General features: G+C 55.5%; 19 protein-coding genes. 5 read left to right on the forward strand and 14 right to left on the reverse strand.

All coding sequences use genetic code 11. The annotated features are described in order from the left end of the window. Nucleotides 1-28: 28 nt before the first annotated feature. The 4 genes from ACAM_RS00905 to ACAM_RS00920 form a co-directional block, all read right to left on the reverse strand. Complete coding sequence (locus tag ACAM_RS00905) at nucleotides 29-664, reverse strand: chlorite dismutase family protein (RefSeq protein ID WP_022540930.1); 636 nt, start codon at nucleotides 662-664, stop codon at nucleotides 29-31. A 228-nt stretch (nucleotides 665-892) separates the two neighbouring features. Further along, nucleotides 893-1,318 (reverse strand): hypothetical protein, encoded by a 426-nt coding sequence (locus tag ACAM_RS00910; protein ID WP_022540931.1) that lies wholly within the window; start codon nucleotides 1,316-1,318, stop codon nucleotides 893-895. Between the two features lie 114 nt (nucleotides 1,319-1,432). After that, entirely contained in the window at nucleotides 1,433-1,702 is a 270-nt protein-coding gene (locus ACAM_RS00915) for a hypothetical protein (protein ID WP_022540932.1), read from the reverse strand. A gap of 195 nt (nucleotides 1,703-1,897) precedes the next feature. Then, nucleotides 1,898-2,437, reverse strand: a complete 540-nt coding sequence (locus ACAM_RS00920) for a hypothetical protein (protein ID WP_022540933.1) — start codon at nucleotides 2,435-2,437, stop codon at nucleotides 1,898-1,900. 217 nt (nucleotides 2,438-2,654) lie between these two features. Here ACAM_RS00920 and ACAM_RS00925 point away from each other — a divergent pair, with 217 nt between their 5' ends. Both ACAM_RS00925 and ACAM_RS08430 read left to right on the forward strand, forming a co-directional pair. After that, nucleotides 2,655-2,948 (forward strand): hypothetical protein, encoded by a 294-nt coding sequence (locus ACAM_RS00925; RefSeq protein ID WP_022540934.1) that lies wholly within the window; start codon nucleotides 2,655-2,657, stop codon nucleotides 2,946-2,948. 212 nt (nucleotides 2,949-3,160) lie between these two features. Beyond that, complete coding sequence (locus ACAM_RS08430; protein ID WP_232502300.1) at nucleotides 3,161-3,334, forward strand: hypothetical protein; 174 nt, start codon at nucleotides 3,161-3,163, stop codon at nucleotides 3,332-3,334. Between the two features lie 21 nt (nucleotides 3,335-3,355). Here the strand turns inward: ACAM_RS08430 and ACAM_RS00935 are convergent, their stop codons facing one another. The 4 genes from ACAM_RS00935 to ACAM_RS00950 form a co-directional block, all read right to left on the reverse strand. After that, entirely contained in the window at nucleotides 3,356-3,802 is a 447-nt protein-coding gene (locus ACAM_RS00935; RefSeq protein ID WP_022540935.1) for a TlpA family protein disulfide reductase, read from the reverse strand. Nucleotides 3,803-4,224: 422 nt separating this feature from the next. Then, entirely contained in the window at nucleotides 4,225-4,836 is a 612-nt protein-coding gene (pdxT, locus tag ACAM_RS00940) for a pyridoxal 5'-phosphate synthase glutaminase subunit PdxT (RefSeq protein ID WP_022540936.1), read from the reverse strand. Then, a complete protein-coding gene (pdxS, locus tag ACAM_RS00945) occupies nucleotides 4,833-5,894 on the reverse strand; it encodes a pyridoxal 5'-phosphate synthase lyase subunit PdxS (RefSeq protein ID WP_022540937.1) in 1,062 nt (353 codons plus the stop codon). Before pdxS ends, pdxT begins: the two co-directional genes overlap by 4 nt. A gap of 96 nt (nucleotides 5,895-5,990) precedes the next feature. Continuing rightward, entirely contained in the window at nucleotides 5,991-6,842 is an 852-nt protein-coding gene (locus tag ACAM_RS00950) for an MqnA/MqnD/SBP family protein (protein WP_022540938.1), read from the reverse strand. Between the two features lie 159 nt (nucleotides 6,843-7,001). On the opposite strand from ACAM_RS00950, the gene ACAM_RS00955 reads away from it, so the two are divergent. The 3 genes from ACAM_RS00955 to ACAM_RS00965 are packed head-to-tail and all read left to right on the forward strand — an operon-like array spanning nucleotide 7,002 to nucleotide 10,102. Beyond that, complete coding sequence (locus ACAM_RS00955) at nucleotides 7,002-8,144, forward strand: CofH family radical SAM protein (protein ID WP_232502357.1); 1,143 nt, start codon at nucleotides 7,002-7,004, stop codon at nucleotides 8,142-8,144. Nucleotides 8,145-8,167: 23 nt separating this feature from the next. Next, nucleotides 8,168-9,346: a radical SAM protein gene (locus tag ACAM_RS00960; protein ID WP_022540940.1), complete on the forward strand. Its 1,179-nt coding sequence runs from the start codon at nucleotides 8,168-8,170 to the stop codon at nucleotides 9,344-9,346. A 51-nt stretch (nucleotides 9,347-9,397) separates the two neighbouring features. Further along, nucleotides 9,398-10,102, forward strand: a complete 705-nt coding sequence (locus tag ACAM_RS00965; protein ID WP_022540941.1) for an MqnA/MqnD/SBP family protein — start codon at nucleotides 9,398-9,400, stop codon at nucleotides 10,100-10,102. 98 nt (nucleotides 10,103-10,200) lie between these two features. Here ACAM_RS00965 and ACAM_RS00970 read toward each other — a convergent pair whose 3' ends face one another. The 6 genes from ACAM_RS00970 to ACAM_RS00990 all read right to left on the reverse strand — a co-directional run bounded on the left by ACAM_RS00970 (nucleotide 10,201) and on the right by ACAM_RS00990 (nucleotide 13,655). Beyond that, complete coding sequence (locus ACAM_RS00970) at nucleotides 10,201-10,953, reverse strand: nucleotidyltransferase family protein (protein ID WP_022540942.1); 753 nt, start codon at nucleotides 10,951-10,953, stop codon at nucleotides 10,201-10,203. A 92-nt stretch (nucleotides 10,954-11,045) separates the two neighbouring features. Then, the gene (locus ACAM_RS00975; protein WP_022540943.1) at nucleotides 11,046-11,594 is read right to left on the reverse strand and encodes a DUF359 domain-containing protein; all 549 of its coding nucleotides are present in this window, start codon (nucleotides 11,592-11,594) and stop codon (nucleotides 11,046-11,048) included. 2 nt (nucleotides 11,595-11,596) lie between these two features. Beyond that, nucleotides 11,597-11,815, reverse strand: coding sequence for a transcription elongation factor subunit Spt4 (gene spt4, locus ACAM_RS00980; RefSeq protein WP_022540944.1), 219 nt, complete (start codon nucleotides 11,813-11,815; stop codon nucleotides 11,597-11,599). 6 nt (nucleotides 11,816-11,821) lie between these two features. After that, the gene (locus tag ACAM_RS00985; RefSeq protein WP_022540945.1) at nucleotides 11,822-12,382 is read right to left on the reverse strand and encodes a DNA-directed RNA polymerase; all 561 of its coding nucleotides are present in this window, start codon (nucleotides 12,380-12,382) and stop codon (nucleotides 11,822-11,824) included. Nucleotides 12,383-12,450: 68 nt separating this feature from the next. Then, entirely contained in the window at nucleotides 12,451-12,714 is a 264-nt protein-coding gene (locus ACAM_RS08410; RefSeq protein ID WP_198407785.1) for a 4Fe-4S dicluster domain-containing protein, read from the reverse strand. Between the two features lie 8 nt (nucleotides 12,715-12,722). Further along, nucleotides 12,723-13,655, reverse strand: a complete 933-nt coding sequence (locus ACAM_RS00990; RefSeq protein WP_022540947.1) for an LUD domain-containing protein — start codon at nucleotides 13,653-13,655, stop codon at nucleotides 12,723-12,725. Between the last annotated feature and the right edge of the window lie 59 nt (nucleotides 13,656-13,714).

Raw genomic sequence — 13,714 nt, forward strand, 5'->3', positions numbered from 1 at the left:
CCAACCCTAGGTCCTCGGCACTACACGCTTACAGCCTGCGCCCGAGTATCACTGGCTCCTCCCTAACAACCCACCTCCTAGCCTCTGCTCCCCTCAGGGCTTCGACGGTCTCTATCCACGCAGGTATACTGTCAACCTCGTAGATGACCAGGAACTCGTAGTCTGCAATACCGAAGGCATAAGTGGTGACCGAGAGAACAGGGTTCTCACGCGTCTTCTCAAGAGCTATTCTAATGTGTTCCCCCATAGCCCTACGCCTCACCTGCTCGGGCTCCAAGTACCATGAAGGGTTCTTCTTCATCGGGTAGGCTACCAGAAAACGGAAGGAACTATCCCTAAGGGCCTGAACAACCTCCTCGGTAGTCTTACTCTTAGCATAAGGCGACTCCTTATAGTATGCCGGCCACCAGACAGCCTCTCTCACACACCTCCACCTAGCCAGCTCAAGCCTAAAACGGCCTATACCCTCAGCCTCAGCAAAGGCGGCCAATAGTGAGAGATGCCCTGGGCCGCAAACGTTGAGATAGGCCTTGGAGAGCTCTGCACCAACACTCTCAGCAGCGCCCGAGACAACACTTCTCCAGGCCTCAGCAGCTCTCGCACCCTGTGGGCAAGAGCCTCCCCCCTCCATACTGTAGCTCGCTACCACAATGTAGAGATCCAACCGGCCGCCACCCAAGCCTGGGAATATGGAGCTAGAGAGCTTAACTTAGACTACAAACCGGTATACCCCAGTATTTACCTCCACAGGGGCGGCGGCTCAGTTGGTCCGTGAAAAAGTCACAGCCCCCTCGTTGCGGGAGGCTCTGTCTACCCAGCGGATCTCATCGCCGCCATTATAAAAGGTTAGAATAGGTGTCGGAGGGAAAAGAGGGTTTGGTCAGTTAGGATGTTACTGTATCTCCTCGTAGCTCTCAAGCCTCTTGCCGTGTATTCTCTCGATAACCGGTATGATCCCCGGGTTCTTGATCTTGGGTATCTCCTCTACAGGAACATACTGGGGGAGAGAATATCTCGTATGCGTCAGCTCTGCAATAATATTTTTCGCCTTGAGGCTGCTAAGTATCTTCCTAAGCCTGTCCTCCCCGACTATGCCGGAGAATATCTTCTTCAGGTCACGCCAGGAGAGTGGCTGCTTAGCCTCGTCGAGAGCTATGAGAACAAGCCTGACTACATCGTCATCAACAAGAGCGGTATAGACGCTGATCTCCGCATCCTCAATAACCACTTTCATTTTCTCGAACTCCTCTAAAATTTTCCTTCTAACCCTCTGAATTACCTCCTCCTCCGCCTCATACTTCTTTACCAGCTGGCTCATGCCAGGCCACCGAATAATATATAGGGTGCAACCTCTATATTAATTTAAAGTTAATAAGCCTTGTGGGACAACGGTGTATCAAGCGTTACATGATAAAGCTTATAAAAGGGCGTTTTAGGCGACGCTGGCGGGCTCGCTGGCAGCTGCAGCTTCAGCCCTAAGCTCCTCGACCTCTTCAACACTAGACAAGTATTCCAACACCTCCGCAATATCACTAGCAATTATCCTCCTCGCCGCGCTGAGCACAATATAGTCTATCACATCCTCCTCGCCATCGCCCAGCCGTGCTATCTCACCGTCGATCTCCAGCGCCCTCCTCGACAATACTACCAGCTCCCTATAGAGGATCGGGCTGGCCATCCTCCAAGGAACGCTCTTCCCCACAGAGACTCCACCATCGATTATATTCGGCCTAGAAGACTCCTAGGGAAGACAGCCACGTATTTACCCTGTATTCCGACACGAGGTCGAGATAGAAGTTACCGCGTCTGGTGCATAACAGCCTCTAGGGGGGATCCTGGGATATAAGCCTACGGCATAGTAGGAGGAGAATAGGCCTGGGGGTAGGCGCCGCAGGGGTTACTTGGGCTGCTTTTGCTCCAGGGGCTCTACAACGAGCTCTATCACATCTCCCTTCACGGCTATTGTCGCCTTACTCTTCTTCGCTGTCAGTATTCCCATGGTAAACGGGAATGTTATGACATTGAGGCTTACATCCCCTTCTGCCCGTATCCTTAGCTTAGCCGACTTTAGCCTACCACCCTTCGGCAGCTTCAAAGTCACTATCTCCGAGTCTACCTCGAACTTTATCGATATTAGATCTCCCTGCAGCTCTACCCTGTTGCTGCTGCTCTCCAATCTAGCAACCTTCTCCCCCAGTGTGTCAACCTCATACCGTGATCCAGCGCTGTACACTTTCACCAGGTCCTCGTTTACATACTCTACCTCGGGGTGTTGAGAGAAGTAGGCACTGACCCTCACGCTGCCGGGCTCGATCTCAGCGCTGAGCCCGCTGGTACCCACCAGTAGGGTGTGGCTGGCCTCGTACCTCCTACCAGACACTAGAACCTTCGAGTTATCCACATCCACCTTAACCCTCTGCTCGTTCTTCAGCAGCATACCGCTATCGCCTCTCCATCCCCATTATTCCCTTAATCCTAGCGGATTGATAACTATTTCTACGGTACAACCGTATCTCGACGGGCTTTAGAGATCCAGAGGTATCACAGTGTGTTACCAAGCCGTGGCTAGCCACGGTGGGAAGTTTCATAGTTAATACCACGTCTAATTATGACTTTAGAGAGTGGGAGACCGGCTTCACGGGGTTGACGGTTCATTGGCGGAGGATGAGGTACCGGAGGATGTCTTAGAAGATCTGGAGCTCGCTAAGAGCGAGGTCGAGAGAGAATTAGAGAAAGTTAGGGGGGGTAGGAGGAAGAGGAGGTATCCCAGCAACAGCGACATAGCGGAGGCTATAAAGGAGTTAGCTAGCTTTGCAAAACTAGACCCCGAAAGCTTCCCCGAGAAGGTTAGAGAGAAGCTTGAAGAGGAGGGCTTCTACACAGGCTTGGTGACTGATGAAAGGATATGGAGGATCTACGAGACGCTACTTCGCAGAGGAGAGATATGATGAAAGGTCCCGAGCCTTCGAGTCTCGATCGGTGGAAAACTGTAAGCGGCTGAGGTGAGGCTTTTATGGGTTTTGTAACATGTTATTTTTGCCAGTCTAGATCGGCCTCCTTCTGTCGTCTATGCGGGAGGCCAGCCTGTGAAAATCATTTAGGCGAGGATGGGTTATGCGTTGCGTGCCGAAGGTCAATCTGCGCTATATGCGGAAGAGGGTTGGCCGTGTCCTACTGCTCTGGCTGCGGAAGGCTTGGCTGTGTTGACTGTCTAGTGCAGTATGATCCGGTGAGGCGTTTCTGCAGAGACTGTCTGGCCCGTGGGGTTTCAGAAAACAGGCCTGAGGCTTTAGAGCCTCTTAAGAGGCTTGTGAAGAGGGTGTTTGCAGCGTGATACAGCGCGCCCCAGCTCCCCCTAGCCTGTATAGGCTTTGAGGGCCCTGTCTATATAGAGGGCTATAATGTTCGCCGGCCTAACACCCTCAAGATACTCCTTGTACACGACTTCCCCGTTTTTGACAGCGAACACGGCTATAGTGGGGCTAGCACCTATCCTATGATGGTTGAAGCTCTCAGCAGCCGCCTTCGAGCTACAGTTCTGAGAGAACCAGTCGCAGAGGACGACAACGAATCTGACCCTACCGTCGCCTGAATACTTGTTCACCACCTCAAGCCAGTAGCGGTCCTGCAGCCTACAGGCGGGGCAGAGGGCGTTGTCGAAGTAAACCACAACAACGCCGTCGCCTAGCTCCTTAGGATCTAAAGCACCTCCGTCGACCCTATGAATCTTCCACCCTCCTTCCCCGGGACTGTAGATATAAATGCCGTGCTGGGAACCGGGGCCAGGCACCTTAGCCTCCATAGAACCACCCACACCACACTAAGCCCTCTTCAAGCCTTATAGGAGATATATTCGCTAGGCAGTGGAAAATCCCATTCGGACACCCCCTAACGCAGCTGACTTTCACTCAAAAAGAGCCCTTGAATAAGAGCACAAGCCTCTACCTATTGAAAATGGGCCCCCGGGTGAGGCTGTTCGGCGCTGCCGAGCCCGCCCACAGTGAGTGCTGGCTGTGATGAACACCGGGTTAGAGAGACGGGGGCCCTAAAGTTCGAATCACTGGATTTATGGATTGGCGCTAAGAGTTTATGCTACCGCAAGCCATGGTGTTGTAGGGAGGAATAGGCGGCTATTCTAGCTGACTCAACAATTGTTCTAGAAGGTGCGTGCGGTGCCTTATCTAGGGATTGAGAGGGGTTGTAGCGGCTTAGCTTAGAGGGTCTTTACCTCTTTATGAGTCTTAGCCATAATTCGTGTAGCCTCGTATCTCCAGTAAGCTCTGGGTGGAAGCTTGTTGCGAGCAGGGGGCCCTGGACAGCGGCAACCCCTACATTTTGGCCGTTGTAGGTTAGCCAGCTTATTATCCTGGCTGGGCTCTCCGCCCCCATTATGGCGGGGCTCCTTATGAAAACCCCGCGGAAGCGGCCTTGTAAGCCGTCTATCTCTAAGTCTGCTTCGAAACTCTCCCGCTGCCTTCCGAAGAAGTTTCTGACAACCTCTATCCTCATGACGCCGAGTAGAGGCTGGCTCTTCTCTCCGACAACCCTGTCCCTAACCTTCCCCGCTAGTATTATGGCGCCAGCGCAGGTGCCCATTGCGGGGAGGCCGTTTAGGATGAGCTCCCTGAGAGGCTCTAGGACTCCTAGCCTCTTCGCCAATATACCTATGGTTGTGCTTTCTCCACCCGGTATGATTATGCCGTCCAGCCCTTTGAGGTCCTCCGGCTTCTTGACCACCACGGCCTCGCCGTGGACGCCTAGACGGTCGAAGGACCTCCGGAGCATGTAGACGTGCTCGTAAACACCGCCCTGGTAGCCTAGCACCCCTACCTTCAAGCCTCAGCACCCCTGACCTGGAGGAGCTCTTCCGGGCTTAGCTTGCGTATGTCAATGCCCATCATGCTCTTAGCCTCGCTAACCATCCTCTGAGCCTCGGCGACGGCCTCTGGATCGTCCCACATGCTGGTGGCTAGCACTATAGCAGCGGCCCTCTCACTAGGGTCTGAGCTCTTGAATATGCCGCTCCCCACGAATACCCCGTCTGCGCCGAGCCACATCATGAGGGCGGCGTCAGCGGGCGTGGCTATGCCTCCGGCCGCGAAGTTTACTACAGGCAGTCTGCCCAGCCTTGCAGTCAGGTCAACGAGCTGGTGCGGTACACCGTACTCCCTCGCCACCCTCAGCCTCTCTTCAGCCGGCAACCCCCGGAGCCTCCATATCTCGCCCATTATAAGTTTCATGTGCCTCACGGCCTCTGCTACGTTGCCGGTGCCAGCCTCGCCCTTAGTTCTTATCATGGAAGCGCCCTCGGCTATCCTCCTCAGAGCCTCTGCAAGGCTTCTAGCTCCATTGACGAATGGGACTTTGAAGAGCCACTTGTTTATATGGTGCTTCTCATCCACAGGCGTGAGGACCTCGCTCTCGTCTATCATGTCAACCCCTATAGACTCGAGTATCATGGCCTCATAGTAATGGCCTATCCTGACCTTCGCCATGACCGGGATTGTTATGCTCGCCATCACCTGCTCTATAACCTTAACATCAGCCATTCTAGCGACGCCGCCAGCCTTCCTGACGTCGTAGGGTAGCTTGTCAAGAACCATAACAGCCACCGCGCCAGCATCCTCAGCTATACCTGCCTGCTCAACGTTCGTCACATCCATCACAACACCGCCCTTCTGGTAGACGGGGAAGCCTAGTTTCACCGCTAGAGTACCGTTGACAGGCCTCTCTAGGACCTCGGGAAGCCTCTCCGGCCCGTACGCAAGCCACACACCCTCCTCTCTAAGCCTGTCTCCAGCCTCTGCGAGCCTGTAGAAGAAGTCGACAATCTCGTTGAACCCGACCTCGTAAAGCCTGACTGATTCGCTTAAGGGACCGTACTTCGGGATCAAGCCTCTACACCGCCCCCTCAAGTCTCCAACTATATTATTAGGGTGCGTGGTGGGTTTATAGCTGAGGCCTTGAGGGAGCTGGCGTCTCAAGAGGCCTCATACTATGTCCTCGTCCCCCAACTGGACAGACACCTTTAGAACCCCCGCCTCCCTGGCTAGTTTGTACAGTGTCCGGTGGGCTTCAACACCATCCTCCCCCATATCCAGGGTTCTCTCGTTAACGTACATCCTGATGAACCGGGCTACCAGCTCCCGATCTTTGACCCTGCTATAGCGCATCGAGTATTCCAGAGCCTCATCGAAATGCTGGTAGGCGTATTCAATGCTCCTCCTCAGTGCGTCCCTAAACTTGGCGGCAGCGCTACGGCCAAGCCTTTTGCTGAACACGTCTACCCCTAGAGGCATAGGCAGCCCGCCGGTTGCGCGGGCCCACCAGTCCCAAAGGTCGAGGACGACAGTTAACCCTCTCCTGGAGTACGCTATCTGCTCCTCGTGAATGAGGAGGCCTGCATCGACTTTTCCCTCCTCAACAAGCCCGGGAATCTCATCGAACCTTGCATATACTGGGGTGAACTTGCCTTTCAACGCTATAGTCAGCAGGAGGCCCGCGGTGGTGTACCTGCCGGGTAGAGCTATGCGCGATCCCTCAAGCCTCAACCCGTCCTTCCGGGCGACAACCACCGGGCCGTAACCCTCTCCCATGCTCGCTCCGGTCCTCAGAAGGAAGTACCTGTTAATTAGGTACGCGTAGGCGTGGGCGCTGACAGCACTGGCGTCAACATTCCTACCCTCCTCTACAAGCCACCTGTTAAGCGTCTCTATATCCTCAATAATATGCTTCACACCACGGAACCCCTCGATCTCTATAGCCCCCACCGCTATCCCGTAGAACATAAAAGCGTCGTCGGAGTCAGGAGTGTGAGCAACAGTCAGCATTCCCCCATACAAACCTTCCTACACCCCACCACCACCCGGTGGCGGGTAGGGTGTATAACTACAGCTACAGTACACCTCCCCGGGGCGGCATAGGGGTTTCCGAAATCTAATTTTAAGCTAATATTCCTCGGGGGGAACATTTCTCACGCGGGTGCGTCTCTTAGGTTGTCGATGCTCGCTGGCATTGCTGAGGACAAAGTGTTAGAGAATATTCTGAAGAGTGCGGATGAGCTTGGCCTAGGCGATGCTCTCTTCAACGCTCTCGAAGGGAGAGCCTCTGCCAGGGATATAGTCGAGCTTTACAAGGCCCCCACCCCTCTCCTGGGCGCCGTAGCCCGGAGAGTGACAGACCTTCTGACGGGCAGGAGGGTTGGCTACATTGTCAACATGATCATGAACTATACTAATATATGTGTCGTGGGCTGTACCTTCTGTAGCTTCTACAGGAAGTCCGGTCATCCGGAGGCCTACAAGCTGGAGGCGAGGGAAGCTGCATCCCAGGTGATAGACGCGTGGAGGAGGTATAAGATCAGGCAGGTCCTCTTCCAGGGCGGTGTCGACCCGGCCATACCACTAGAATACTATGAGGAGGCCTTCAAAACGATCAAAACAGCTACTAGGGGGGAGGTGGCTATCCACGGGCTCAGCGTTGTGGAGATAGAGTGGCTCTCCAGGATCAGCAGGATGAGTGTCGGAGAGGTTGTTGAGAGGCTTAAGAATGCGGGGATGGATAGCGTCCCCGGAGCGGGTGCGGAGATACTGAGTGATAGGGTAAGGCGGGTCATAAGCCCTCTTAAGAGCAGCGCCGACACGTGGATCAGTACTATGGAGACTATAATGGAGAAGGGGCTGCCCATAAGCGCGACAATGGTGTACGGACACGTGGAGACCCTCGAGGAGAGGGCTGAGCACCTGCTAAAGCTCCTGGAGCTGCAGAGGAGGAGGGGGAGGATAATGGCCTTCATAGCCTGGAACTTCGAGCCCGAGAACAACGTGCTCGGGAAGAAGATACCCCATCCCGCCGGCGGAACCGAGCTCCTGAAGACCGTGGCGATAGCCAGGATAGTCTTCAGGGGGGAGATAAAGTGGATCCAGGCCGGGTGGCTGACGGCCGGTGTGAAGCTCGGCCAGGCCACGCTGGAGTACGGTGCGAACGACTGGGGGGGTACGCTGTACGGGGAGAAGGTCCTCCCGGAGGCAGGAGTGCCGTTGCCGAAGCTCGTTAGGAGGAGCATTGAGAGGCTTATCGCTGAGGCTGGATATGAGCCTGTGGAGAGGGACAACTGGTACAAACCCGTGCCTAAAAACGTGTGAAGGCGTGTGGGGTGTGTGGCATCGTGGAGCTCAGGCCTCCTAGGTGGCTGGAGAGGATGGTCGGTGTCTATGGGGACAGGAGTCTCGAGAGGGCTGTTTATGGAGACCGGCTATCCAGGCATGATATAGAGAGGCTTATATCTGAGACACCCCTCCACCCCCTGGCTGCTGCGGCAGACTACTATGCGAGGATTGTCAAGAAGGGTGTGGGCAGCTATATAGTAAACATATACCTAGCCTACACCAACGTGTGTGTGACGAGGTGCACTTTCTGCGATTTCTACGTGCCACCGGAGAGGAGGAGCAGCGGCTACACCCACCAGCCCGAGCATCTGGGCCGCGTGGCTGGGCTGGCCCGGAAGAGGCTGGGGGTTAGGGAGGTGCACATGGTTGGCGGCAACGATCCCGAGCTCCCGCTGGATTATTATGAGGAGGCTATAAGGGCGATAAAGAGGGAGGCGCCTGGGGTGATCCTAAAGGCGTTCACGGCGGAGGAGATTGGCTTCATAGCCAAGGCCACGGGCAACTCGCCTAGGGAAGTCCTCTCCAGGTTCCGGGAGGCGGGTCTCGACGCGCTCCCGGGTGGAGGGGCTGAGGTCCTCAGCGAGGAGGTTAGGAGGAGGATAGCGCCCCTGAAGATATCTAGCGATGAGTACCTGGAGATACATAGGCTAGCCCACAGTATGGGTATAAGGAGCAATATAACGCTGCTCTACGCCCATATAGAGGAGCCTCGGCACATAGCCGAGCATCTCGACAGGATCCGCAGCCTCCAGGAGGAGACTGGGGGCTTCATAAGCTTCATACCAATAAGGTTCAACCCCGGCAAGACGCCTCTCTCGAGGCACCCAGAGTACGTCAGGAGGGGTGATAGGGGCGGTTTGTACGATCTCAGGATCGTGGCCGCCAGCAGGCTCGCCCTCCTCGGCGCTATAGACAATATAATGGCTTACTGGGTGAGCATGGGGGAGAAGCTCGCCCAGGCAGCCCTATCCCATGGAGCCAACGACATCGGAGGCACCTTCTATAACGAGAGCGTGATAAGCGCGGCAAGCAGCCTGAAGAAGAGGAAGGGCATGAGCCCCGAGAGGCTAGCATTCAACATTGCCACGGCGGGGTGGACGCCTATGGAGAGGGACACCTTCTACAACTACTATCCCCCGAGGGCCGAGCCGCCAAGGCTCCCGTGGATGCAGGGCTAGAGCACCCCACGGCTACAGGGTAGTGTACACTGGGGAGGGAAGGCTGGTTTTATGGTCTATGACATTGCGCTTCCAAGCCACTCCTACGCCCTCCCCCTCCTGGACGAGGTCCTCTCCAGAGGTCTCAGGGTTATTGAGCTACAGCCCCCCGAGGCTTACAAAGCCCTCATTGAAGGTAGGGTAAGGTCCGCCCTCATACCACTTGCACTAGCCCAGGACGTCAAAATATGCCCCGGACCCATGGTGTGGAGCCTCTCGGCCACAATGAGCGTCGCAATCTACTCCAGGACAGCTAGAAGCCTCGGTGAATGTAGGGGTATAGCGGTTTCAGGCGAGTCAAGGACCTCTCTCACCTATCTATTAAAGGTTAGGGAGAGAATGGAGGCTGGCTGGGACATAGTCCATGCTGAGAGAAGCTGCGTCACCCTCGAATGCCTACTCTCACACAGCGACTGCGCCCTCATCCTGGGCGATAATGCGCTCAGGGCCAGAGCTAGGCTGAAGCCGGTAGAGGATCTGGGGAGCCTTGTGAAGAGGGTCCTTGGGGTGAGCCCCGTGTATGCAGTGGCAGCATCCACAGGGAACTGCCCAGAAGGCCTGCCCAGGGGTGAGCCGCCTGTTAGAAGGAGGCATATAGAGGAGGTGTGTAGAAGGACGGGTATAAGCCTGCGCGACGCTCTACTCTACTTCACATTGGTAAACCTACACTACGACCCCGAGGCCCTAGAGAAGGTTCTACCCCTCTTTCATAGTTGACGCAGAGCCGAACGGTAACACCCCTTGAGGACGTCAACCACCAGCCGTAGGAGAGACTTGAGGCCATGGCTGGGGGGTTTGTGCGTTCCAGCCTGGTTTTATGTGTTCTCGGGGAATAGCTTCTGCTCGAGCCTCGATATGACGTCCTCCCTCAGCTTCTCATACCTCTCCAGACTGCCTACGTCAAACCAGGGGCCGTTGTGGATGTAGGCTACTGCTCTGGCCCTTCTAACGAGTATGGGCATCATGTCTCCCATTATATCGAAGCTAGTTCCCAGGTGTTTTGCCGTCTCCATGAAGGAGGACTTGCTGAAAACTGCTATCCCTATGAAGACGTTGACGTCTATCCACGGTTTTTCCTCCACACTCTCTATAACACCGGCTCCCCCTGTCCTAACGACACCCACGGGGACCTGGTACTTCTCTGCAACGGCTAGGGTGGCCGAGGCGCTTAGGCTCTTATGTAGCTTGTACATAGAGTCTAGGCTGACCTCTGCTATAATGTCTCCATACCATACAAGAAAGTCGTCCTCCGCGACCTTACCGTTCTCTAGGGCTTTGAGAACGCTCCCTCCGGTCCCACTGTACTTTTCATCGTCTATACTATAGTCTATCTTAACACCCAGCTTCTCGCCCCTACCGAAGTAGTTGTAGATGTAGCGCCACTTGTAGCCGACGAGTAGGACTATGTTCTCGACGCCCTGGAGGGAGAGCATTTTAACCACATACTCGAGTAGAGGCTTCTCTGACCGGCCTAGAGGTATCATGGGTTTGGGTATGAGGTCTGTATATGGCCTGAATCTCCTCCCCTTACCGCCTGCAAGTATAAGGGCTATCCTGGGGGTTGACAAGGGTCTATGCACCATAATCCCACAAGGCATCATTGTAGTATTTATAGTGTGAAGTCTGGGAAAGTAACGAATAAGCCTTAACCCTGAACTCCTCATGCTTTGAGCCTTACTACCCCGGGTTTAAAGGCTATAATACCGGAGCTCCCCACTCCAGGTTTCCTCAGGCAGTTATGGACAACGACACCTCCGACGCCCGGTAGACCGTAGACTATCGTCCAACCACTACCACAGTCTAGAGCGGCGAGGGCGGCTAGGTCCTCCTCGCCCTCAACAACCACGGCGCTCCTCCCACCCCCCTCTATAGCGCTACATACCAGCGAGTACACCTCAAGCGAGAGATGCCCTGGAGGGCTTCTAGCCTGATAGAGCTTGAATCCTTCTGGAACGCCTGTGGCCACCCCGCTCTCCCTCCTCGTCTTGCCGTCTAGAACGAGGAGGAGAGGTGTGTCCGGCCTCCTAGATAGTGCTGAGAGGCAGATTTGCGACACGAAATCGCCTATACAGGCCACCCCTCCGCAGGGTGTTGCCGCGATCTCGTCCACAAACCTCTCTCCACTATATACAGGTCCGGCTGCTGAAGCCAGAGACTCTCTGAGGTCCTCGGGGAGGCTTAGGACGGGTAGGAGGTGTTTGGTAGTCATCTCTATATCATTACCTTCTTCCCTATAAGTATAGCCTTCCTGACGGGCTTGTCTATCCCCAGCTCCCTGGCTATGACAGAATTCTCCGGGTCTACCACAACCAGCATTCCGCTCCAGTTCTCGGTGAACTGGGTGGACCCGCATTCTGGACAGACTTTCGTGCCCCTCGGAACCAGCGCGCCGCAGTTCTTACACGCTATGAGCGAGGTCCTCCTGGCCAATCGTCTTCACCCCCTCTTCGCTTCAGCCGCCAGCCACTCCTCCTTGCCGAGGTAGGGCTGCCTCATTGTAAGGCCTATACCTATTATCTGGGCGGTCCTGCTGGGCTTAGACACGTGTACAACCCTAGCCCTAACCACATCACCAACTCTAATCTCCCTCTTGCTGGCGAGCCCCACGAAGCCTGACCTGTCCGGCAGGAGCTCCACACCCTCATCCATAATCTGGCTTCTGTGAACCTTGCCGTCGAGGGGGCCTAGGTTCACCACCAGGCCGAAGTCGTCCGCCCTTGTTACCACCCCCCTAACTACCTCTAGCTGGACGGGTTTGAACGCCAGTACCCTATACCTGACGGGATAGTAGATCGAGGGGTCCCCGCCCACGGGGGGTATCACACCGTCCCCCACAATCTTGGCGTCGAGAACAGCTACTATAACGCCCATCTCCTCGTCAATCCTACCCTCCAGCCTCCTCAGGTGCTCCAGCGCCGCCTTGTCAAGGTCCTCTGATGAGTAGATGCTAGCCGGCTCCATGCCTATCCACTCTTCAACTACGTATTCATAGTACATACTGTAGACACCCTCCCCCAAAGCCCGGGCTGGTTAAGAGAGTGTTGGCGACGAGGCTAAATAGGCTTTTAACCCTTCTCAACTCTGGATGCAGCGCGAGCCTTCAGACCGGCTATAATGCTCGATAGGGGTATCTCGACGGGGCAAACCTCGTCACACCTACCGCAGCCAAGGCATAGGTAGCTTATCTCTCCCGCAAGGTCCTCGCCAAGCGTTATAGCTGTCCAGCCCATCCCCATCGGCCCGCCGTACGCCGGGCCGCCCCACAGGTTTGCCGTGTGGAGGAAGACGGGGCACTCGAAGCTGCATCTACCACATCTTATACACCTCAGCTGCTCTACTAGAAAGGGTGGCTAGCAGCCTTCATCCTGCCATTGTCGAGGAGGACCACGTGGACCTCCCTGGGGCCGTGGGCCCCCAGCACCTTTATCTGCTCTATATCCCCGGTGGCGGATGGACCTGTTATGAGAGATATATAGACCGGCATCCAGAAGCCAGCGAACGCAGCCTGCACCAGGGCCACGTTAACGGCGTCCCAGACCGTGGGCACTATCTTGTCTATAGGCACCAGGGCCACGTGGACGGGGGGGAGGGAGGATACCAAGCGGATGTTGCCCTCGTTCTCGACCAGCACTATTGTGCCTGTCTCTGCAGACAGCGAGTTGGCCCCGGTTATCCCTACTCTGGCTTTGAAGAATTTCTCCCTTAAAAACTGTCTGACCGCGGCCACCATGCCCTCTACGTCGCTTGGGTCAACTTCTATGCCCAGCTTATCCCTTATTATCCTAGCGGCCCTCTCCCTCGTCATGTGCACAGCGGGGGCTACATTGTGCATGGGCTTGACACCTTCAAGCATAACCAGGAGCTGGCCGAGATCCGTTTCCCAAACCTCGCTTCCCAGGGACTCGAGGTACTCCCTCAGGCCAATCTCCTCAGCCGCCATGCTCTTAGACATGACCACGATGGAGCCTCTACCCACAATCTTACCCACGATCTCCCTCGCATCCTCAGCAGTCTCCGCGTAGTAGGGGTTTGCCCCCACCCTGCGCAGAGACTCGACAGCCTCCTCAACAAGCTCTCCCAGGCGCCCAACGCTCTCCCTCTTAACCTCCGCAACCCTTTTAGCAGCCTCAAGTATCTCCGGATTTCTCGAGAGTATCTCAGCCACCTTCTTCTGGTTGTTCAGGCCGCTCCTCATCAAGCCCTCCTGGAAATCCCTGTCCTCCAGAGCCCTCGAAACCTCATCTATAACATCGTCAAGGGGGCTACCCACGGATAACACCCAGTATACAAGCTATGTTACCTGCATATACTTTACCCTTGGCATAGACC

The sequence above is a fragment of the Aeropyrum camini SY1 = JCM 12091 genome (genome assembly GCF_000591035.1).
Classification (GTDB): domain Archaea; phylum Thermoproteota; class Thermoprotei_A; order Sulfolobales; family Acidilobaceae; genus Aeropyrum; species Aeropyrum camini.